Source organism: Changpingibacter yushuensis, assembly GCF_014041995.1.
Classification (GTDB): domain Bacteria; phylum Actinomycetota; class Actinomycetes; order Actinomycetales; family Actinomycetaceae; genus Changpingibacter; species Changpingibacter yushuensis.
Map to the genome: position 1 here is coordinate 648,091 of NZ_CP059492.1, position 20,171 is coordinate 668,261.

A 20,171-nucleotide genomic window follows, 5' to 3' on the forward strand; every position below is an offset into this window, starting at 1 on the left:
GAGGCAGAAAAGGGAGCTATGAGAATTCTCGGATTCGGGACCTACGACGTTCGATCGCATCCCCGAGTAGCCGTCTTGATTGATGGGCTAAGCGCACACGGCCACACCGTGGAGCAGCTCAATTACCCCCTCGGAGTGGGGACCAGCGGACGGGTTGCTGCGCTCAAAAGCCCCCGTGCCGCACTTGGATTCGGGCTCACGCTCATTCGTCGATGGGCTTCGCTCGTCACGGGCTCCATGAGGTTCCGCGCTGCGAACGCACCGGACGCCATCTTGGTCGGATACATGGGCCACTTCGACGTGCTCTTGGCACGTCTGCTCTATCCGCGCACCAAGATCCTGCTTGATCACCTCATCTTCGCGGCAGACACCGCAGCAGACAGACGCCTCGATGGTGGAGCGAAAACCAAGATCCTGCAGACGCTTGACAACTTGGCTCTTCGGGCCGCGGACGTCATCATTCTCGATACTCCCGACCACGCCCAGATGGTTCCCGAAAAGTGGCAAGAAAAGTCGGTCGTGGTAGCTGTGGGAGCGCCCGAGGTGTGGTTCGAGGCCCAATCGGGAACAAGAGCGGGAGCACCGGTTTCGGATCCCGATTCCCCCACGTCAGTGGTTTTCTTCGGCCTGTTCACACCGCTTCAGGGCACCCCAACGATCGCGCGCGCGCTCACGCTGCTTGCCGAACGCGGAATCGAGGTCGACGTGACACTCGTGGGTACAGGCCAAGACGAGTCCGAGTGCCGTGAGATTCTCTCAGGTGATCTCGGTTGCGTGAATGTGACATGGCTTGATTGGGTGGCCTCCGCCGACCTTCCGGCTTTCGTTGCTGGCTTCGATATTTGCCTCGGAATCTTTGGGGATTCCGGGAAGGCACTCCGCGTTGTGCCCAACAAGGCGTATCAAGGTATGGCGGCAGGTTGCGCGCTCATTACCTCCGATACCCCGGTGCAGCGTGCCATGCTGGGGGAGGCGTCATTCGTTCCCGCTGCGGACCCGGTTGCCCTCGCCGACGCGATCGAAGCACTGGTGACCTCACCATCCGATCTGGAACGTGCGAAGCGTTGCTCTGTTGAACGTGCCGCTCAAGCATTCCACCCCTACTCAGTCACAACGCCCCTCGATAAGGTTCTCCGGTGAAACGAGTCCTCTCCTTCCTCCAATCCTCCGCCTTCCGCACAGGTTTTCTTGTTGTGGCGCTCATCGCCGCGGTGTGGGCCGTCGCCGGAAACTGGAGCGAGGTTTCCGGCGCGTTGAATGCGTTGCCCGCGTGGATGATTGGTGCCCAGATTGTTCTGGCATTCGTCTACGTGTACCTGACGATGGCTTCATGGCGCGTTATTCTGAACGACGTCGGAGCGCCCGTCACGAAGAAGGTTGCCAGGCGCATCTTCTTCTCATCTCAAGTGGCGAAGTATCTGCCTGGAGGTGTGTGGAACTTCGTGGCGGCCGCAGAGGTGGGCCGTGACTACGAGATCTCCCGGCGCCGCTCCATATGTGCGCTTATGGTCTCAATTGTCATTTCGATCGTCACCGGAATGCTCCTCGCTGTTCTGGCGGTGCTGTTGGGCCCCACGGAGGGACTGCAGGGGTATTCGTGGCTGATTGTGGCCATTCCGGTGGGGATAGTCGTTCTGTGCCCACCGGTACTCAACCGCCTCGTCAACCTTGGGCTGCGCATTCTCAAGCGTGATCCGCTTGACGATGAGATGAGCTGGGGCGGTACGTTCCTCTCGGCCTTGTGGTCGCTGTGCGGCTGGCTTGTAGTGGGCTTCCAGTTATGGCTGATGCTGACCAACCTTGGAATGAGTGGCGATTTCTCCACTTTCTGGCTGGCGACGGGTGGATACGCGCTCGGCTGGACGGCAGGTTTCCTCGTGTTCTTTGTTCCAGCTGGCGCTGGGGTGCGCGAAGTGACGCTTGCTGCAGTGCTCTCAACGGCTGTGAGCCCAGGTGCTGTGGTAGTCGTGGTGCTACTAGCTCGAGTCTTCACAACAATTGCCGATATCGGACTAGGCGTTGGAGCGTCATTTGGTATGCGCAGGGATGCGCTGGCAATCTCGAAAGAGTCTGCTTCCGGTAATGCAATTGATGCCCCGCACTCTGATCCCATCGGCAATGATTCATCCCCCGACCAATCGGAACCTCAGGCAACAACCTCCGGTTCCTGACCACCAAGCCGCCATGGATTTCTTCGGCGGCCATTCAAGAAGTTGCATCGCGGCTCGGCCGCAGAAAAGGCAGGAAACATGCGCTGGTTGATTGCTGGAGCGAACGGAATGCTCGGCCACGACCTCGTGGTCCGAGTACAAGAGGATGGGCACGACGTCGTCGCCGTTGATCGCCCCGAGATCGATATTACGGACCCGGCTAGCGTGGCTCAGGTAGTGCGCGATGTGGACGTTGTGGTCAACGTTGCCGCCTTCACCGCGGTAGACAAGGCGGAGGAGGAAGAAGCAGCCGCCTTCACAGTCAACGCCACTGGCCCGCAGATACTGGCACGCCAGTGTGCGCAGATTGGGGCACGGTTGGTGCACATCTCCACTGACTACGTGTTTGGTGGCGAATCAGACTCTCCGTACGAGGAAGAAGGCCTGCTCGAGCCTAAGGGTGCATATGGCCGCACCAAGGCTGCTGGCGAATGGGCCGTACGGGTGAATACGTCTGATTACCTCATCATTCGGACGGCATGGCTCTACGGCTTGCACGGGAACAGCTTTCCTGCCACTATGGCCAGACTCGCTGAGAGCCATCCCACTATCGATGTAGTGACTGATGAGGTTGGCCAGCCAACGTGGACCGTGGACCTTGCAGACCTGATCGTGCGGCTTGTTGATGCGAAGGCACCTTCTGGCACATACCACGGCACGTCCTCAGGGCAGACGAACTGGAACGGATTCGCGAAGGCCGTCATCGCCTCTATCGGCAAGGATCCCGAGATGATCAAGGAAACCACAGCTGCAGCCTTTAAGCGCCCGGCTCCTCGCCCGCACTACTCTGTGCTTTCGCATGGCGCGCTCGAGCGCATCGGTGTTGCCCCGATTGGCGATTGGAATGAGCGGTGGAACACTGCATCGCCAGTGGTTTTACCTCGTTGACGCGGTGCCCACCTCCGCGTGAGGTGGGCTATGCCTCCATACAACTTCAAGCTAAGAGTGCTACCGTTTTGAGAAGGTGGCAATAAACGCAATGGTGCTGGGTTCACGCGCACACTGCGACGCCCGGCTCAAGCACTGATGATTATGTGGAGGCATACAGGCATGCGGGGTGAGAACCGGATATCTGGCAAGTCATTTGTCAAGGTAGGCATTCTGGTAACGCTCGCCTATTTCGTGTGGCAGGTACTGTGGGCCGTAGTTACTCCGCCGTTCCAGAGCCCAGACGAACCGCTGCATTTCAACTCAGTACTTCGCGTTGAAGCTACAGGCGAATGGCCTGACCCCGGCGATGCGCTGGTAGATCAGGACGTCTTTACTACCGTGGTTGAGTCAGGCTTTATTGAACCTGACGCCCAGGACTTTGAGGCCCTGTCCCGCACCAGAATTGCGGGCAGTACCAGTGCGGTCTACACGGATGCTTTCGCAACAACGAGTATCACTGAACACGTAAACCGCTCGGTCATCGAGTACGGTGCCAATGGATCTACGGAGATCGTGGATCAAATGACCCAGCACCCGCCGCTGTTCTATGTGGCAGCTGCCAAGGTGATGGATGTGTTTGGTGCACAATCGTGGACGTGGGATCGCCAGCTCCTCCTGTTGCGCATCTTCAGCGCATTCTTGACCATCCCTCTTATCCCATGCACATTGTTTACCGCACGCAAGCTGGGCATTGGGCGGATTGGTTCGGTCTTTATATCTGTCACGACATTTGCCATCCCTCAGCTCGCGTTCATTACGGGTTCGCTCAACAATGATTCCTTGGCAATTGGTGCGGGAGCTTTGACTGTGGCTGCTTGTGCGCAGGCGGCCTTCGGGAAGCAGAATCGCTGGACAGTACTCGCAGCGGGATTAGCTCTTGGCTTGGGCCTGTGGAGCAAAGGAACCTTCATCCCATTTGGCCTCATAGTGGCGCTATCGTTCGTTGTGAACCCGAGCGCTGGGCGAATACGCGTGCGGCTGGTTCGGGGCTTCGCCGCGGGAATCATCGGCGTGCTGACGGGCGGTTGGTGGTGGTTGCGCAACCTCATGTTGTTCGGCACACTTCAGCCAGAGGGATACCAGACCGAGCATCTGCGCGAAGGCAAACGGATCTGGTACTTCATCTCCAAAGCCGTGGGCAATCTCAGTGAATCTTCGTGGGGACGGTTCGGCTGGCTCAACTGGAACTTGCCATGGGTGCTGCTCACCGGCCTTGCGCTCTTCACCTTGTGGGCGGTGGCGCATTCTCTTCTGCGTGGCCACCAGAAGGTGCAGCGCTTTGTGCTGCTCGGCTTCTATCCACTCACTATCGCGATGCTTTTTGTACAGGCATGGAACAAGTACCGAGAGACCGGAACGGTTCCTGGTACGCAGGGCAGGTATCTGTTCCCAGCTGTGGTGGCCCTAATTGTTATCGCTGGAGCTGCATGGCTTCCTGCGCTGCGACGGCTAGCAACGCGGCGTAGCCAATGGGTCTTCGCTCTGCCGAGCGTGATCGCACCCAGCATCGCGGTGTTCGCAGCGTGGGCGTGGGCTCATGCCTGCTACCCGTCCACCATTTCCAGAGTTGGTATCAACTGGATGCGGTGGTCGGAGGTCGCTGGCTTCGATGTGGTGTGGCTAAAACTCTTGCTCGCGGTAGCAATACTGTTGGTAGTGGCTTCTGCGGCAGCTCCATGCGTGTTGATGTACCAGGCGGCGATTGCCGAGGCAGTCGATACGGCAGAGGAAATCAGCGCCGAGGCATTCGAAGAATGGAGCCACAGCGCGGAGGTATCACAAGCCCGTTCCCGCGACCTCGTGGCATCCGAATAGGATCGGCTGGCTTCGCCTAGAGGGCGAAGGCCGCCTGCCGGGCACAAGTTTCCTGCCGGGTACAAGGCCCAAGAATGCACATAGCTCCGCGGAATCCGTCACGGTTCCGCGGAGCTATTGTGTTTCAAAGCCTCCGCAGCGCAAAGTCCCTAGAGCTTGGTGTCTCTGGAGCTCTCAGTGTCCCTAAAGCTCAGTGTCCCTTAAGCTCAGTGTCCCTAAAGCTCAGTGTCCCGAAAGCTCAGAGTCTCCAGAGCGCAGCGCCTCAGTCCTCGCGCAGAAGCCCCAGCAGGTACGCACCATAGCCGGACTTGACCAGCGGTTCGGCCCGTTCGCGCAATTCGGTCTCAGAAAGGAATCCCATGCGCCACGCGACCTCTTCCGGCGCACCAATCTTCAAGCCTTGGCGCGCCTCCACAGTACGCACGTAGCTGGTGGCGTCCGCCAAGGAATCGAATGTGCCGGTGTCCAACCAAGCGGTGCCGCGAGGAAGTACTTCAACCTGAAGCTTCCCGGCTTCGAGGTATGTGCGGTTGACGTCGGTGATCTCGTATTCTCCTCGTGCCGAAGGCTTGAGGTTCTTGGCAATGTCCACAACATCGTTGTCGTAGAAGTACAAGCCCGGGACCGCGTAGTTGGACTTCGGCTTGACCGGCTTCTCCTCGATTGATAGTGCCCGGAACTCGTCGTCGAACTCAACAACACCGTAAGCGGTGGGATCGGAGACGTGGTAGGCAAAAACCGCTCCGCCGTCTGGGTTAACGTTGCGGCGCAGGCGCGTACCCATGCCGTGGCCGTAGAAGATGTTGTCACCCAGAACCAATCCGGCAGGTTGGTCACCCACGAAGCGGGAGCCGATCACAAACGCCTGAGCTAGGCCATTGGGGACTTCCTGTACAGCAAACTGCAGGTTGAGGCCGAATTGCGAACCGTCGCCCAGCAGACGATGGAATGCAGGCGCATCCTCAGGAGTGGTGATCACGAGGATGTCCTGAATGCCAGCAAGCATCAAGGTTGACATCGGGTAGTAGATCATTGGCTTGTCATACACAGGCACCAACTGCTTTGAGGTGCCAAGAGTGATCGGGTTGAGCCGGGTGCCGGAGCCGCCGGCTAGGATGATTCCACGCATGGTTCTAGTTTTCCCTAATTGTGGGTGAGATGTGCAACTTGTGCACCTTCAGTGTTCGCAACAACAACAGGATCGCCTTCTGCGACGACGACGAGGCCCCCTCGCCCGAGTTGGAAACTCGCGCACGCCAGCACGGCTTGTGGATCAGAGGAGGCGATGAGCAGGCGTTCGGCGCTTGAGGGTGAAGCACCCATTTCCGCCCACTGTGAGAAGTTCGAGGCTGCGTGGCGGGAAGAGTCAAGGAGCGCGTCGGGGGAGCCCATGACTTCGGCGGAGGCGTCATGGGCACCTCCGGGTAGCGGTGCGCCTGTCCACGAAAGTGCGAGTGGGCCAAGGTCCAGAGCGAGCACCTCGCGCGCCTGCACGCCCTCAGGCGTATCAGTGATGGCCACAGCTGCTTCGCGCGCTGAGCCAACCTGCACCTGCCCGCCAGCGAGCATCGCACCCAGACCCCACAGCACCTGTTTCCAGTGGGCGGGAAGGGCGAGTACCACGGTTTCGGATTCCTCCAGCCAGATCTCATCACAGAGGTATCCAGCGATTTTGGCGAGATGGTTCGCCACAACTTTGCCTGAGAGTTCCATGCGCCCGTCTGGGCCGTACCACGTGAGGGTCGGCGAGGTTCCACGGGATACGCAAGCGTTGTACAAGGCGAGTGCATCAGGCATTGGGTGCTCCCCCTGCCAGGAGGAGGTCCGCCAGATCGTCGCGGCCCAAGATACGCAGGCATTGCGCAGCGGCCTCAAGGTTTCCGGCCGCGACGAAGTTGGGCGCGGTGGGAAGCTCAGTAAGGAAATGTGATTCAGAATCGTTGAAGCCTAGATACAGGCCGCCGGCCTGCTGGACCAAGAGGATCCCGGCCGCAACGTCCCACGGGTGGGTGTGGCGATTGAATGAGGCTACAAAGTGGCCGGCTGCCACTTCCGCCAACGCCAGCGCAGTGGAGCCTGGCCGCCGAACACCACGGGCGGCGCCGATGAGGCGGGCCAGTTGTGCCATTGTGGTGGGATCGGCTAGGCGAGATGAGGGGTACTGGGTTGCCACAAGGTTCTCCGAGAGGGGAGAGTCAAGCACCGCGGTGGGTACGCCGTTGAGGGTGGTCCCCCGGGAATCGGCCCGATACAATGCGCCCAGAGTTGGCTGGTAGATAACTGAGGCCACCACCTTTCCCCGGCGGGCAGCGGCGATCGAGACGCACCAATGGTCAAAACCGGCGGCAAAGTTCGAGGTTCCATCGATCGGATCCACGTACCAGACGACGTCGTCGGGGCCGGGAGTATGTTCGGATCCATCGGCGCTCAGCAGTTCGTGCGATTCTTCTCCCACAACAAACGAATCTGGCAGCTCCCGGAAGATCGCCGCGACGATCCGGCGTTGAGACTCTTTGTCATGCACCGTGACCACGTCGTGGAAATCCACCTTGAAGTCCACTTTGCCCGGGGTGATGAAAGCGTCTGTGAGATATCCACCAACCGAGCGCGCTGCCTGTTCGGCGATGTCCGCCAACTGAATCGAGAAGCTCATACAGCAATCGTGCCACACGGCGTGGAAGCGCCTTCGCGCCGCTGTGTAGGCATGCCGATTGAACGGGTTACATCTTGCATGGGTCCTCACCGATACACCTGAAGGTGTGGTTCATGCAACGGGGAGACCAACTGTCAAGTCCCCAAAAATGCAAGACGCCAATTTAGCGTCTTCGCCTTGACTTCGGGGAATGACACGCTTGTAATTATAGTCAGCAGCAAAACCAATGAGCTCAGGGAGGCTTCGTGCGCAACTTCGAAGAGTGTCCATCCAAGGCCTCACCCACTCTCCACAGTGTCGATAATCGTGGCGAATCGCTTTCGGCTGCACAGGCCCAGGAAGAGATGATTGACATCTTCAATCTCGGATATGAAAAATCCTCAGACGAAGAGTTGTATTGGCAGGAACGTGCTCTGTGTGCGCAAACGGATCCTGACATCTTCTTCCCTGAAAAGGGTGGTTCAACAACGCCGGCAACCAGCGTATGTGCGGCATGCGATGTTCAGGCGCAGTGCCTTGAGTACGCAATTACTCACGATATTCGCCACGGCATCTGGGGCGGAATGTCTGATAATGATCGCCGGCGGCTGAGCCGGGAACGCCGCCGCGGCACCGGAGCCTGATTCTTGACTGATGAAGCTCTGGCGGAGCGCGAGTCAGTTCTCGCTCTGCTGATCACACACGCCCGAAATCCCCAGCTTCCTGAAGTGCTTGGTGCACTCGCGCGCCAAGTGTGCGGACCAACGCGGCTCATCGTGGCTGTGCGCGGCGCCGACCGCCAGGTCCAAGCCTCAGTAGATCTACTGACGTTCGCGTTCCCCGTGGAGGTTCGCACAGTCGATTCAGCCATGACATTGGGGCAAGCGGTCAATGAGCTCGCTGGCGGAGATGAGAAGTGGCTCTGGCTTATTCACGGTGATTCGGCACCACAACCCGAATGTCTTGACGAACTGCTCCGATTCGGTGAAGCCTCCGCGAAGGTGGGTGCGGTGGGGCCAAAGCAGGTTGCATGGGAGAACCCGCGCCGGCTCATCGAAGTGGGCATCCGCGCCACACGCACTGCACGCCGTATCCCCGAAATCCCGGAGAACGAACTCGATCAGGGCCAGTACGATTGGCGGGAAGACATCCTGGCAGTGGGCACTGCGGGAATGCTCGTGCGCCGTGCTGCCCTAGCGCAGATCGGTGGTTTTGACCCATTCTTCGGACCCTTTGGCGACGGCCTCGAGCTATCGCGCCGCCTGTGGCTCGGAGGCTGGCGAGTAGCGGTGGAACCGAACGCCGTGATTCGGCATGCTCGTGGAAGTTTCGAAGGCGTGGAACGCGCCTCCTTCGGTCAGCGCAGGGGTGCTCAGCTATACAACGCGCTTCTATCCGCTCCGCCTGTCCTGTGGCTCTTCATGCTGCTCGGGTACCTTCTCCTCGCCCCGGTGCGATCTCTCGCGCGCATTGTGACAAAGGAAGGCAGGCTAGCTAGCGGCGAACTGCATGGCGCGATTATTCCGCTAGCACATCTGCCTGCTCTCATGGCTGGCCGCAGGAGGGTGCGGCGTGCCAAGCGCGCCCCGGCATCCGTTATTCGATCGCTTGAGTCAACTGCGCGTGATCTGAGTAAAGAGCGCCGCGAGTTGCGGCGGCAGCGCCGCGAGGCCATCCAACTTGTTGATCGTCCAGATCCCATCGTGCTTCGTGAGCGCCGCCAGTGGCGTAAGTCCACGCGCAACTGGGCCATAGCAGCCCTCGTTGTGCCAACAGTGGTGGCCGTAGCTGCCCTCTTGCCTCTTGTGGGTGAGGGGGTCCTGAGCGGCGGGGCGCTCCTCACCGATTCGTGGACGAGTAGCGAACTTCTCAGCGCCGCAACCAACTGGTGGCTGCCCAGCGGGCTCGGTCAGAGCACTCAAATAGATGCCCTGTGGATACTGCTCATCCCGCTCGTTGCCATAAGTGAACTCTTCGGGGGCAACCTCGGCTGGGTGGTCACAGCCATTGTGATTACAGCTGCGCCACTTGCGGCACTCACGGCCTACCTATGCGCAGGCAGGTTCACTCATTCGCCGCAGATCCGATTCATCGGCGCATTGCTGTGGGGTTTTGCTCCGCCGCTTCTTGCGGCCGTCAATGAGGGTCAGGTGGCAGCCGCCATCTGGCACATTGTGTTCCCAATAGTGCTCGCGGGAGTGGTCGAATACTGGAGGCGCGGATCGTCGTCGGCCCTAGGCATTGCCTCGCTAGCTGTGGCCTTCGCGAGCGCGGCCGCGCCAGGAACACTGGTCGTGGCACTCGCGGTGGCTGTGGTGGGTCTGATCTTGAGGCGCCCACGTGCCGGTTGGTTGTGGCTGCCTGTTCCGGCGCTGGCTGTTTCGTTCCCACTCTTGACAGAGTTGGCATCCATCCCTGAAGGCTGGCGGGTTCTCCTTTCCACTGTGGGAAATCCGGTGGCAGTGACTCCTTCGTGGCTGGGACTGGTGACACTCGATCCATCGTCTTCCGTTTCGCTGGCGCGGGCGGGAGGATACTCAGCAGGGGAGTGGATCGGGGCGGTGGCCCTGTTGGTCATCCTGATCTCCGCGCTGCTGTGCCTCGCAAAGAAGCGGAACTGGATCAGTATTCGGATGGGGTGGTTCCTTGTCCCCATTGGCCTTGTGTGGGCGCGGTTGAGCTCGATCTCCCTTGTTGCGACGTCAGCCGAGGGGGCCAGCACCCTTCCGGTTACCGCATGGGCGGGGACCGGCCTCTCATTGGCTTGCGCGGGCCTCTGGATCGCGATCGTGAGTGGAGGGGATGGCTTACGAACCTCGCTCTCGCGCTACAGTTTTGGGTTCCGGCACGTCGTTGTTCTGGGAGCTGTGGGATTGACGGCGCTTAGTACGTTGGCGTTGGGTGGAACGTGGGCGGTTCAATCGTTGCGTGGGGAAAGCTCGGCGCTCCACAGTGTCACTTCGGAACGTGTTCCTGCGCTAGCCACTACCGCTCAAGTCTCCGCAGACCGTTCGCGTGTGCTTGCACTCATCCCAACGCAAGACGGCGTGAGAGCGCAGATGTGGCGCGGTTCTGGCCGTCAGCTTCATGAGGTCTCTCTGGTGGGCGAGTATCGTGCCCTCCGCGTGGCACAGGGCATCGACTCTGATGCTGCGCAATCGGCCACCCTCCAAGCAGTAACAAACCTTGTTTCCGGCGGCGATGTGGCCGATGAACTGGCTGATCTCAACGTGTCCATCGTCCTTATCCCCGCATCTGACTCAAGTATCAGTGAGCAGGCGCGATCGGTCCTCGTTTCTGAACTGAACGTTTCCGGCAGCCTCAGTTTCATCACGGAGAATGCGAGTGGAGCGTTCTGGCGGGTTGAGAGTGCGGATCCAATTGCACGAGCCCGGATAGTTGGTTCGAACGTCGAATCTCTGGCATCCGGCATCTTCTCCGTTGATACGGACGTAGCCGCTGGATCTGGTGGAACGCTGACGCTTTCAGAGCGGGCAGATTCAGGCTGGCGAGCCTACCTAAACGGCGTGGCCCTCCAATCCTCGGGCCAATCGTGGAACCAACAATGGGAGCTTCCATCCAACGGCGGCCACCTTGTGGTCACGCGTTCATCTGGCGAGCGGTGGGTGGCTTACCTTCAACTTGCCATACTCATTGCAGCTGTGGTGATGGCTGTGCCGTTGCGCAAGCGGAAGCAGGTGAGAGAGTGAAAGGCGCACGCCTAATAAGCGCGCTCGCGGTATGCGCACTGACTGCAGGTGCCGGGTTCCTTGTATGGTCGGTGCCTGAATCGGATGCCTCCGCCATACCCGCACAGGTTTCTTCCGCTGCACCGGCTGATATACGCCTTGTGTGCTCCGGTGGTTTTGAGGCAAACGCGCAAAGTGGTATCGACGTCGAATCCGTGGACGCGGATATGAAGTCCCGTTCGTGGTTGGTGGGAACCTCGGGCTCAGAATCTGTGACGGATGCACAAGGGAATGCATTGTCGAGTGATTCGGCGATTCTTCAGGGCGACGCCGGGGCTCTCACCGGGGTCTATTCAGTTCCGGGTGAGACTGAAGACCTTCAACTGGCAGGCGGAACTCTGCACACCGCCACGGCTGGGGATGCGCGGGGAGCTGCGGTCAATCCCTGCCTGAGCGCCCAGTCAGACATGTGGTTGGTTGGATCTCAAGCGAGTGTGGGAACATCCAACGTATTGGTGGTCACGAATCCGGGCGAAAACGCCGTTGTCGTGGATCTTGAAGCGTATGGATCCACGGGACTTATGGACCTCGGATCGCTCTCACAGATCGCAGTGGCCGCAGGAGCAACCGTGCGGACCTCGCTGGATGGGGCCTTGGAATCGGACTCACGCATTGCAGTGCATGTCACAAGCGGGGGCTCCGTCACTGCTGTGCTCCAAGAGACTGTGCTTGATGGGGCTCGGCCCTCGGGTGTCACCTTCGTGACCCCCTCGCAGCAAAGCACGAGTTTGACTGTTGCGGCCGTGACGGTTGGCGAGGAAGCGACGGAAGTGCCCACCCTTCGCATTGTGAATACTCAGCCTGAAGCGGCTAAGGTGAGTATTTCGGTCACCGACGGCTCGGGAACATCGCCTTTGCCAGGCGGCACGAACGTGCCAATCGCAGCACAAACCGTACTGGATCTGTCGCTCTCAGGCCTGGCTGCCGGGCAGTACACGGTCCACATCACTTCGCAGGCGGCCGTGACGGCTGGCGTCGAGCTGGTCTCGCAGGAGGCGGAGGGTGAGCCGCGCGATATCGCGTGGGCGGCGGCCGAATCCTCCGTCACAGCTGGAGCAGCTGTGTTCGGACCCTTGGGTGCCCTCGTGACCGTCACCGCTCCCGAGGGCACAGAATCCTCTGTGACCGTCACACCTATTGATAGTGATGGTTCAGCCGGTGAGGCCTTTCACGCGAAACTGGATGCGGGCGGTCACGTCACGTTCGAAATGCCAGAAGGAACTATTGCCGTCACGCTCAAGGCAACCGCGCCAGTCTATGCGGCGGTTGTGACGCAAGCCAATGTTCGCGCCGGCAAGACCATAGATTGGGTTCCAATCTTCTCGCCCCTGCGCGAAGATGCTAGCCGCGCAATCGCTGTGAGCGACTGAGATACCTGCTGTGGGCTGATTGTGGACTTGGCCAGCACGGGTAGGTTGCGCATGGGGTGAGCTGGCGTGGACGTTGAGTGGTTGCACGGTGGTACGGTGCGTGGGCTCGGCAAGTAGGCCTGGCGTGAGGCTTCGTGTGAGTTGTTCGCGCCCGCGACTAATTGAGATAGTCAATATCCTCGGCGTCGCGCCCGATCGCGGCAGCGAGCTGCTCAGTCACAATGTCGTGAATCACGAGGCGCGGAAAGTCTGACCGCGCGGCTGCCGCGAGAATCGGCATCCGATAGAACACGATTCGGCCGGTGATCCGGGCAGGGCGCTCGAAGGGGAGATAACGTGCCAACGGCACGCCCTCCTCCCACGGGGCGGGATCGACTTCAGGAACGTCAAGAACGCCGTAGTCGATGTGCTTCAAGGCTTCCCCCAGAAGTGAACGGTATGTCATAAGTTCGAGCGCGACGACGTCGTCGAACTTATCCGATCGGGTCCGCCACGCGGGCACGGTGAACGGGACGATGGGGCCACGCATGCCGCGGCCGTGCCGGTCGCGGCCGCGAGCTCTACCACGGGAAGGAATACCAACGTCTGCCATACATCAAGACTAACGCCGATTCGCTGATCAGAGATGTGTGTGGTTGGTGGTAGCGTGAGCTCTTGTGAGTCATGTCCGTCAATGTTCCCGCCAGAATTGTCACCAGCCCGCAGTCGCGACGATGACCTACGGGTATGACGAGGCAACTGCAGTTCTCGGCCCCTTATCGCCATCGCCGGAACCGGGTGCGCTTGACCTGTGCACGCAGCACGCCCACTCTGTTACGGTTCCGCACGGATGGTCCATGGTGCGCCTTGTGACAGAGTTCGAACCAGCGCCTCCTTCCAACTCAGATCTCATGGCGCTCGCGAACGCCATTCGGGAGACCTCGAAGCGCGAAGTGCCAGCTCCGGATCGTGCCGCCCGCGACGTGCGCCGTCGCACCGATGTGAAGGAACGCCCACAACTGCGCGCGGTCCCAGCCCCGGTTTCTGACGTTCCTGTACCAGGACCTGAGAAGTAACTCTTTCGAGTTACCGGGAGTCCCGGAATGGTCGTCGCCTAGCGCAGTAGTAATGAGTCATCTGGGGGCAGCGGACGTGGGCATTGGAGCTTACACACAATTCGCGGGGTCTTGAGATGCCATTTTCTCGCGGGAGATGGGGACCTCTGTCGTGTGAGCCTCTCGAACCCATCGCGCATTTGTCCCCATTGCGTGCGAAGATATGTCCATGAGCACTCGCATTCTCGTGGTTGATGATGATCCAGGCATTTCAGAAATGGTGGCTATCCTTCTGGAATCCGAAGGCTATGACGTCACTGTGTGCGCAAACGGGCTGAATGTACTTCCGTTATTCCGGGCAGAACGCCCTGATCTAGTCCTCCTTGACGTGATGCTCCCGGGCCTTGATGGCGTCACTGTTTGCGGGCAGTTACGCGAGGAATCGGATGTGCCCATCATCATGATGAGTGCCCGCACAGATTCTGTGGATGTAATTGCTGGCTTGGAAGCCGGGGCGGATGATTACGTCACTAAGCCTTTCGAAAACTCCGTGCTTATCGCTCGCGTCAAGGCGCGGCTGCGCCGCCAAGAACCTGAGTCCGAATCGCTGCGCATTGCCGATCTCACTGTTGATCTCAAGGGGCACCAAGTACTACGCGGTGGCAAAGATCTTCGGCTCACTCCTCTCGAATTCGATCTACTTGCAGTTCTGGCACGCAAACCGTGGCAGGTGTTTTCTCGCGAGGAACTCCTTGAGCAGGTGTGGGGATACCGTCACTCAACGGCTGATACGCGGCTTGTAAACGTTCATATCCAGCGCCTTCGCTCCAAGGTGGAAAAGGATCAGGATTCTCCTGAGGTTGTTGTGACTGTTCGCGGTGTGGGATACAGGGCGGGGGCCGTGCAGGAGTGATTCGAAAGTCTGGGACTTCCCAGTACCGTCCACGTGCACGGCGCAGCGTTGTTGATGTCTTTCGGGCGCGGGTGCGGTCGCTCTCGGCGTGGTGGCGCTCGTCCCTGACTGTCCGCGTAGTCGGCTTGGTCATGGCCGCTGGCATTCTTTCGATGCTTATGGCGGGATCAATCATCGTCACGCAGACTCGTTCGCAACTGTTTGAGCGCGCCGTCACTTCTGTGGTGGATCAGTTTGAATCTGCTCGGAGCAACGCCCAGTCTCAGTTCGATGCTTCTACATCGCCTACGGCTGGCGAAATGCAACAGATCGCCAACTCAGTGGTGGTTTCACTAGATGACTCCGCACGCGGAATTGTGGGTAGTGCAATGCTGCGCACCCCGGGCCAGAATGACACCTCGTTCCAAATTGTTGAACCGTTCACCCAATCCTCTTCTCAGATTCGGACTTTGATCTCTGATGAGATGCGCGCACAAGTACCTGGTGGCAACGCCGTGCACTGGCAGTCGATCGATTTGGTGGGCAGTGACGGTGTTTCCCAACCAGGAATTATGGTGGGTGCATCGCTCAGCCTTCCTGGCGCAGGCAACTACGAACTCTATGTCGCATACTCACTCGAAAGCCAAGAATCCTCAATCCGCCTAGTGGTTGGAACTCTGACAGCAGGCGCAATGGTTCTGATCCTGCTGCTTGCACTCATTACGTGGATCGTAGTAGGGCTTGTTCTGCGCCCGGTCCAAGAGGCATCCCGTAACGCTCAACGCTTGGCAGATGGCGCCTTTGATACCCGCATGGTTGTTCGTGGCGACGATGAACTGGCGCATTTGGCCGAATCCTACAACCAAATGGCGGAGTCCCTGCAGGAGCAGTTCACGCGCCTCGAACGGATGTCCAAGGTGCAGCAAGAGTTCGTTTCTGCGGTATCACATGAGTTGCGTACGCCTGTCACTACCATCCGCATGGCTGGTCAACTCATTTATGACAAGCGTGACGAACTGCCCAGCTCCTTGCGGCGAAGTGCGGAGCTACAGCATGGCCAGCTCATAAACCTAGATACCACACTCTCGGATCTTCTGGAGATCTCCCGTTTTGACGCCGGAGCAATGAGCCTAGCCACCGAACACACCGATTTGAGTGCACTGGTTTCCCAAACGATCGAAGCGCAACAAGTGCTGGCCGAGGCCAATGGAGTGGAAGTTCGACTTGTGGTCACAGGTGACACGCAAGCCAAGGTGGAACCGCGCAGGGTGGAGCGGATTGTGCGCAACCTGCTAGTTAATGCCCTCGAACACGCGGATGGTCAGGACGTTCGCGTGACGGTGGCTGGCGCGGAGTCTGCGGTGGCTATTGAGGTTTCAGACCACGGCATTGGACTCAGCGAGGAGCAGGCCGCTCATGTGTTTGATAGGTTCTGGCGAGCTGATGTTGCCCGCGTGCGCAAGTCCGGTGGCACTGGGTTAGGCCTCACTATTGCCCGTGAAGATGCGCTCCTGCATGGTGGAAAGCTGCAATGTGCGGGTGAACTGGGTGTGGGTTCCACTTTCCTCCTCACGCTGCCGCGTGAACCTGGCAAGAAGTGGAGTGCTCCACTTCCCCTGCGGGTGGCTGCTGCTGAGCCGTCATGGGATGTGGAGGCGCCCGGCCCAGATGAGCCTTTGGATTCCGATGAGCCTTTGGATTCTGCCGAGCCTGTGGACTCTGCCGAACCTTTGGATTCCGGTGATACGCAAAGCTCGCCCTCGCGGGCTTCTGGTGCCGAACAAGGTGGCCCTGCGATAGACGTCGGTATTGGCGATCCCGGTGCGATAAAGCGCAACGAGGGCGAACAGGTGCGCGATGTGGCAGACGGCAGAGACCACGCAACTACAACTGGCCAATCGAGGGAGCAACAGTGAATCGGACCCGATTTCTGGCGATCCTGGCGGTGGTAGCCATCGTGTTGGCGGGCTGCTCCAACCTCCCCCGTGGCGGCGAAGTGCACGCTGTGAGCCCATCTGCCACCCAAGAAGGGGAGATCGGGCTCGTGGCCCAGCCGCCGGCATCAGGAGCTACACCTGAGCAGATTGTGGCAGGATTCTTGGCAGCATCGGCCGCGGGTCTGGATGATGATTTCGCTGTGGCACGGCAGTATCTGACCGGCACGGCCGCCTCCGATTGGAACCCGCTGGCTGAGGTGCGCGTGTATCCCGATACGCAGAATCTCCAGAGTTCTACTGAGGATTCTGGCGCTATTCGCGTTTCAGTGGGATCCATAGGAACGCTTTCAGATGAGGGTGTGTACTCCGAATCGTCCAATGACGCGACGATCACCACGGAGTTCTCCTTAGCACGCAACTCGGATGGGGAATGGCGTATCGCTAGCCTTGAGGACGGCTTCTTCCTTTCCGAGCACCTTTTTGGTCAGCTCTATGTGGAATCCCCGCTCTACTTTCTTTCCGCCGATCAAAGCGCCTTGGTGGCAGATCTGCACTGGTACCCGCGCCGAAGCTTTGCCACACAGGCCGTTCGCGCATTGTTAGCAGGGCCCTCCGATTGGCTATCCGGGGGCGTGGGTACGGCTTTCCCAGACGGCACATCGCTCGAAAACTCTGTGACCGTTGACGATGGTGTGGCAACTGTCAACCTCTCGTCTGAGGTTTTGTCGGCCTCAGCCGAACAGCGCGGCAAACTGCTTGCCCAGTTGCGGCGCACGCTCATCTCACTCTCTTCGATCCAACAAGTCGAGGTGACTGTCGAAGGAGCCGCACTGACGGCGTCGTCGATGCCAGATTTGTCTATCTATCCGTTCGGATCGTACGCACTTTCGGTTTTGGCGGACGGTGTTCCGGCCACGGTGTCCGATGGTGAGGCAAGTCCCGTTGTGAGTGCGAATGTGGTGGATGGGCTTGACCTGACCGCATTGGCCGTTGGCTACCAAGATTCCGGCGCCGTGTACGCCGCACTCTCCCAAGACGGCAGTACTTTGTACTCCATCGAAAGCGCAACTGACACAGTCACTGAACTTGGTAGCGGTAGCAACCTCGTTGACCCATCAATTGACGTCTATGGCTGGATTTGGAGCGGCGAGTCCATCGGCCAAGGTTCTGTTACCGCTTATCAGGCCGGATCAAGTGATGGCATCTCCGTCACTGCGTCGTGGCTGAAGGGTGTCACAATTACCGGCATTGCGGTATCCCGCGAGGGGAGCCGAGTAATCGTTGTGTGCGATGTGGGTGGCGATACCGTGGTGTATGCATCCTCCATCACCCGTGATGGCGACGGAGTCCCATCGAGCCTGAACGAACCGGTCCAGATTGCCCAACGCCTCGCAACAGTTACCGATGTCTCGTGGATGAGCGCTACTGATCTGGTGGTGCTCGGAACCTCTGCGGCCGGTTCTGAGACTGGCCTATACAGGCTTCCAATCGGCGGTCCAATGGAGAGGCTGGCCTCGCCATCGTCCCCGATCCAGATTGTCACCTCCGGGCGGGATGAACAGTCTATTGCGGGAGTCACCTCCGCTGGTGTGGTGATCGGACGCAGTGGTGGTGCCTGGAGGTCGCTCATCACAGATGTGACGTGGGCTGCCTATCCGGGATGATTCCCGCAGTACTTATCGCGGCGTGTTCCGGAGCGTCGTGTGTCGTTCGCATCCCACGGCATCTCTGGTGGCTCGCGTTCCACAGGTTCGTTACCGCCTGCGCTTTGCCGCGCCTTTCGTAGTTTGCGTTCCACGGCATCTCTGGTGGCTCGCGTTCCACAGACATGCTCGGAATCATGCGCGGGGATCACGTGTGCACATCTTCGCTCAATCGCGGCGGACTCAAACACAATCGTTCTATGGGTGTATCGGGGTATCTTGCGGAGCTAGCTGATGTGGTGTTTCCGCGGTGGTGTGCGGGGTGTGGGGAATGGGACTGCTTCCTGTGTGATCCGTGCGCAGCGGCGTTGGCCGGCCCGTGGCGTGATGTAGCAGTTCAAGCTCCCTACCTCCAGTTGGTCGCATCCCCTGAAGGAACTGAGCGCTATGCACCCTCGTTTGAATCTCGCTTTCCCGTCTTCGCGATGGCTCCTTACGAACTCCCACAACGCGGTGTGGTTCTAACGTGGAAGAACACCGTTAATCGCGGCCTCACAGAGGCAATCTGCGCGCTATTCGCACAACGTGTGGAAGAGCTGGTGCCGCGCGCGGATTCGCGGAAGGTCAGCTCTTCCGGCAGACCGGAGGATAGTTCAGCTGCGTTGCAACTGCCGGCGTTGGGCAAAGGTGGAGTGGATGTGGTGCCGGCACCTTCTCGATTCACGCGCATACATGACGGACGCTTTGTGGCGGGATCACTCGCGCAGGCAGCATGCGAAGGTTTGCAGGCTGGTGGCATTGAGGCACGCTACAACGCGGCGTTGCGCTCGCGGGGAGCGCGCGGTGATGGATTGCTTGCCGCACGAAGGTCGAAGACGCGGGGGATCGGATTGAAGCGCGGCAGTCGCGTTTCGCATTCAACGATTGTGGTAGACGATGTCGTCACTACGGGTGCGACTCTAGCGGGTGCAGCCAATGCAATCGAAGGCGGTGGCGGCCATGTGGTGGCAGCAATCGTCCTGTTAGCCGCGCGGGATCCCCGCGATACCGGCCGTGCCAACGCACACAATGTCTCCCGAAGCCAGCGTGACAAGCCATAAGCGAAATACTGAAAGAATGCCGAGCAAACTTCGGTCTACGGTGAACTTCTGACCTGTGATTGGGCTAACATTGAGCCAACAAAGCCAGCAGGCTCCGGTCGGGCAATCGGCCCAATGGGGACTCAAGGGGGTGGTCGTCTCAGGCATGCGTGAGAAGCACAGCATGACATCTATTAGATTGAACCTGAGGAGGGCATCGTGGAGATTGTTGTAAAGGGTCGGAACGCTGAAGTGTCTGACCGATTCCGCGGGCACGTAGAAGAAAAGCTCCAGAAGATCGAACAGTTCGCCCCACGCGCACAGCGCGTGGATGTGGAAGTTACTCACGAACCAAATCCGGCGCAGGCCGAAACTTCCGAGCGCATTGAGATCACAATCCGTGACAAAGGCCCGGTCATCCGCGCAGAAGCCGCGGCGTCTGACCGATATGGCGCTTTGGACCTTGCAATGGGAAAGCTCATCGAACGCTTGCGCCGGGTGCGCGATCGTCGCAAGGAGCATCCGCGGCGTGAGAACGTGGCGGAGCCGTTGAACCTGACGCCAGAAGACGTGAATATTCCCCAGCAGAAGGTTGAGCGTGACGAAAAGCGCGTGCCTTCAGAACCGGGCGAAGCAGTTGAGACGCAGCTCGGTGATTCACCAGTCGTGGTTCGCCAGAAGCTTTACGAGGCCGCACCAATGTCCATTGATCAAGCTCTCTATGAAATGGAGCTAGTGGGGCACCCGTTCTACCTGTTCATCGACGAGGAGACCAAGCAACCGTGCGCGGTCTACCATCGGCACGGATGGACATATGGCGTGATTCGGCTGGACGCGGAAGTGCAATAACCCTCCAATGACCCGAAGAAAGCAGTGGACG

General features: G+C 59.4%; 17 protein-coding genes. 13 read left to right on the forward strand and 4 right to left on the reverse strand.

Annotated features, from left to right (window positions below; translation table 11 throughout):
* Positions 1–18: 18 nt before the first annotated feature.
* The 4 genes from H2O17_RS02680 to H2O17_RS02695 all read left to right on the forward strand — a co-directional run bounded on the left by H2O17_RS02680 (position 19) and on the right by H2O17_RS02695 (position 4,955).
* Positions 19–1,140, forward strand: a complete 1,122-nt coding sequence (locus tag H2O17_RS02680) for a glycosyltransferase family 4 protein (RefSeq protein ID WP_182050216.1) — start codon at positions 19–21, stop codon at positions 1,138–1,140.
* A complete protein-coding gene (locus H2O17_RS02685) occupies positions 1,137–2,171 on the forward strand; it encodes a lysylphosphatidylglycerol synthase domain-containing protein (protein WP_182050217.1) in 1,035 nt (344 codons plus the stop codon). The genes H2O17_RS02680 and H2O17_RS02685 overlap by 4 nt, the downstream gene beginning before the upstream one ends.
* A 78-nt stretch (positions 2,172–2,249) precedes the next feature.
* A complete protein-coding gene (rfbD, locus tag H2O17_RS02690) occupies positions 2,250–3,098 on the forward strand; it encodes a dTDP-4-dehydrorhamnose reductase (protein ID WP_182050218.1) in 849 nt (282 codons plus the stop codon).
* Positions 3,099–3,260: 162 nt separating this feature from the next.
* Positions 3,261–4,955 (forward strand): DUF2142 domain-containing protein, encoded by a 1,695-nt coding sequence (locus tag H2O17_RS02695; RefSeq protein WP_182050219.1) that lies wholly within the window; start codon positions 3,261–3,263, stop codon positions 4,953–4,955.
* A 262-nt stretch (positions 4,956–5,217) separates the two neighbouring features.
* On the opposite strand, the gene rfbA is transcribed toward H2O17_RS02695, so the two are convergent.
* From rfbA to H2O17_RS02710, 3 genes are read right to left on the reverse strand one after another with little or no spacing between them, the layout of a single operon-like run.
* Positions 5,218–6,084, reverse strand: coding sequence for a glucose-1-phosphate thymidylyltransferase RfbA (gene rfbA / locus H2O17_RS02700; RefSeq protein WP_182050220.1), 867 nt, complete (start codon positions 6,082–6,084; stop codon positions 5,218–5,220).
* 14 nt (positions 6,085–6,098) lie between these two features.
* Positions 6,099–6,752, reverse strand: a complete 654-nt coding sequence (locus H2O17_RS02705) for a TIGR03089 family protein (protein ID WP_182050221.1) — start codon at positions 6,750–6,752, stop codon at positions 6,099–6,101.
* The gene (locus H2O17_RS02710) at positions 6,745–7,608 is read right to left on the reverse strand and encodes an inositol monophosphatase family protein (protein WP_182050222.1); all 864 of its coding nucleotides are present in this window, start codon (positions 7,606–7,608) and stop codon (positions 6,745–6,747) included. The genes H2O17_RS02705 and H2O17_RS02710 overlap by 8 nt, the downstream gene beginning before the upstream one ends.
* A 344-nt stretch (positions 7,609–7,952) precedes the next feature.
* Here H2O17_RS02710 and H2O17_RS02715 point away from each other — a divergent pair, with 344 nt between their 5' ends.
* Genes H2O17_RS02715 through H2O17_RS02725 form a run of 3 tightly spaced genes read left to right on the forward strand, consistent with a single transcriptional unit; the run spans position 7,953 to position 12,706 of the window.
* On the forward strand, positions 7,953–8,231 hold the full coding sequence (locus H2O17_RS02715; protein WP_182050920.1) for a WhiB family transcriptional regulator: 279 nt from the start codon (positions 7,953–7,955) through the stop codon (positions 8,229–8,231).
* A 3-nt stretch (positions 8,232–8,234) separates the two neighbouring features.
* On the forward strand, positions 8,235–11,297 hold the full coding sequence (locus tag H2O17_RS02720) for a glycosyltransferase family 2 protein (RefSeq protein ID WP_182050223.1): 3,063 nt from the start codon (positions 8,235–8,237) through the stop codon (positions 11,295–11,297).
* Positions 11,294–12,706 carry a DUF5719 family protein gene (locus H2O17_RS02725; protein WP_182050224.1) on the forward strand — a complete coding sequence of 471 codons (1,413 nt, stop codon included), beginning with the start codon at positions 11,294–11,296 and terminating at the stop codon, positions 12,704–12,706. The genes H2O17_RS02720 and H2O17_RS02725 overlap by 4 nt, the downstream gene beginning before the upstream one ends.
* Positions 12,707–12,863: 157 nt before the next feature.
* On the opposite strand, the gene H2O17_RS02730 is transcribed toward H2O17_RS02725, so the two are convergent.
* Entirely contained in the window at positions 12,864–13,298 is a 435-nt protein-coding gene (locus H2O17_RS02730; protein WP_182050225.1) for a metallopeptidase family protein, read from the reverse strand.
* A gap of 121 nt (positions 13,299–13,419) precedes the next feature.
* On the opposite strand from H2O17_RS02730, the gene H2O17_RS02735 reads away from it, so the two are divergent.
* From H2O17_RS02735 to hpf, 6 genes are all read left to right on the forward strand, one after another.
* Positions 13,420–13,761: a DUF3499 family protein gene (locus H2O17_RS02735; RefSeq protein WP_246311313.1), complete on the forward strand. Its 342-nt coding sequence runs from the start codon at positions 13,420–13,422 to the stop codon at positions 13,759–13,761.
* 208 nt (positions 13,762–13,969) lie between these two features.
* A complete protein-coding gene (gene mtrA, locus H2O17_RS02740) occupies positions 13,970–14,653 on the forward strand; it encodes an MtrAB system response regulator MtrA (protein ID WP_220456812.1) in 684 nt (227 codons plus the stop codon).
* A complete protein-coding gene (mtrB, locus tag H2O17_RS02745) occupies positions 14,650–16,548 on the forward strand; it encodes an MtrAB system histidine kinase MtrB (protein WP_246311314.1) in 1,899 nt (632 codons plus the stop codon). Before mtrA ends, mtrB begins: the two co-directional genes overlap by 4 nt.
* Entirely contained in the window at positions 16,545–18,233 is a 1,689-nt protein-coding gene (locus tag H2O17_RS02750; RefSeq protein WP_182050228.1) for an LpqB family beta-propeller domain-containing protein, read from the forward strand. Before mtrB ends, H2O17_RS02750 begins: the two co-directional genes overlap by 4 nt.
* Before the next feature lie 176 nt (positions 18,234–18,409).
* Positions 18,410–19,312, forward strand: a complete 903-nt coding sequence (locus tag H2O17_RS02755; protein ID WP_182050229.1) for a ComF family protein — start codon at positions 18,410–18,412, stop codon at positions 19,310–19,312.
* Positions 19,313–19,510: 198 nt separating this feature from the next.
* Positions 19,511–20,140 (forward strand): ribosome hibernation-promoting factor, HPF/YfiA family, encoded by a 630-nt coding sequence (gene hpf / locus H2O17_RS02760; RefSeq protein WP_182050230.1) that lies wholly within the window; start codon positions 19,511–19,513, stop codon positions 20,138–20,140.
* The last annotated feature ends 31 nt before the right edge of the window (positions 20,141–20,171 follow it).

Coding starts and splice junctions, on each gene's coding strand:
- H2O17_RS02680 (WP_182050216.1), top strand. CDS start 19: ATGAGAATTCTCGGATTCGGGACCTACGACGTTCGATCGCATCCCCGA.
- rfbD (WP_182050218.1), top strand. CDS start 2,250: ATGCGCTGGTTGATTGCTGGAGCGAACGGAATGCTCGGCCACGACCTC.
- H2O17_RS02695 (WP_182050219.1), top strand. CDS start 3,261: ATGCGGGGTGAGAACCGGATATCTGGCAAGTCATTTGTCAAGGTAGGC.
- rfbA (WP_182050220.1), bottom strand. CDS start 6,084: ATGCGTGGAATCATCCTAGCCGGCGGCTCCGGCACCCGGCTCAACCCG.
- H2O17_RS02705 (WP_182050221.1), bottom strand. CDS start 6,752: ATGCCTGATGCACTCGCCTTGTACAACGCTTGCGTATCCCGTGGAACC.
- H2O17_RS02710 (WP_182050222.1), bottom strand. CDS start 7,608: ATGAGCTTCTCGATTCAGTTGGCGGACATCGCCGAACAGGCAGCGCGC.
- H2O17_RS02715 (WP_182050920.1), top strand. CDS start 7,953: ATGATTGACATCTTCAATCTCGGATATGAAAAATCCTCAGACGAAGAG.
- H2O17_RS02730 (WP_182050225.1), bottom strand. CDS start 13,298: ATGGCAGACGTTGGTATTCCTTCCCGTGGTAGAGCTCGCGGCCGCGAC.
- H2O17_RS02735 (WP_246311313.1), top strand. CDS start 13,420: ATGACCTACGGGTATGACGAGGCAACTGCAGTTCTCGGCCCCTTATCG.
- mtrA (WP_220456812.1), top strand. CDS start 13,970: ATGAGCACTCGCATTCTCGTGGTTGATGATGATCCAGGCATTTCAGAA.
- H2O17_RS02755 (WP_182050229.1), top strand. CDS start 18,410: ATGCGCGGGGATCACGTGTGCACATCTTCGCTCAATCGCGGCGGACTC.